Here is a 379-nt window from a genome sequence, read left to right as displayed (position 1 = left end):
CCTCAGGGTCTGTCAAGCGTTTATTTTGAAGTTTTTTGCGAGAAACTCGTTTAACTTCAGACACTTAACTCGCTTCGATCTCTCGTTGCGGGAGGTGAATAATACAGCATTCGAAAACGCTGTCAACCACCTTTTTACCACCACCGGCTGGCCATTCAGCCTACCAGGAGAAGCGATAGCTTCTACTTAAAGACAAAACCCCTACCTGCATGTGCAGATAGGGGTTTTGCGAAATGAATCTTGACGATGACCTACTCTCACATGGGGTAACCCCACACTACCATCGGCGATGCATCGTTTCACTGCTGAGTTCGGGATGGGATCAGGTGGTTCCAATGCTCTATGGTCGTCAAGAAATTCTGTAGCCAGAATGTCCAGA

The 379-nt window shown here is 47.5% G+C and carries 1 protein-coding gene and 1 rRNA gene; one reads left to right on the top strand and one right to left on the bottom strand.

What is annotated here, in order from left to right; genetic code table 11:
* On the top strand, positions 1-190 hold a 190-nt coding region (locus tag ABE528_RS27375), incomplete at its 5' end, for a hypothetical protein (RefSeq protein WP_346654636.1).
* 48 nt (positions 191-238) lie between these two features.
* On the opposite strand, the gene rrf is transcribed toward ABE528_RS27375, so the two are convergent.
* A 5S ribosomal RNA gene (gene rrf / locus ABE528_RS27370) occupies positions 239-354 on the bottom strand.
* Positions 355-379: the final 25 nt, after the last annotated feature.

The sequence above is a fragment of the Pseudomonas sp. TWI628 genome, assembly GCF_039673865.1.
GTDB lineage: Bacteria > Pseudomonadota > Gammaproteobacteria > Pseudomonadales > Pseudomonadaceae > Aquipseudomonas.
This window is presented reverse-complemented; position numbering and strand designations above follow the sequence as displayed.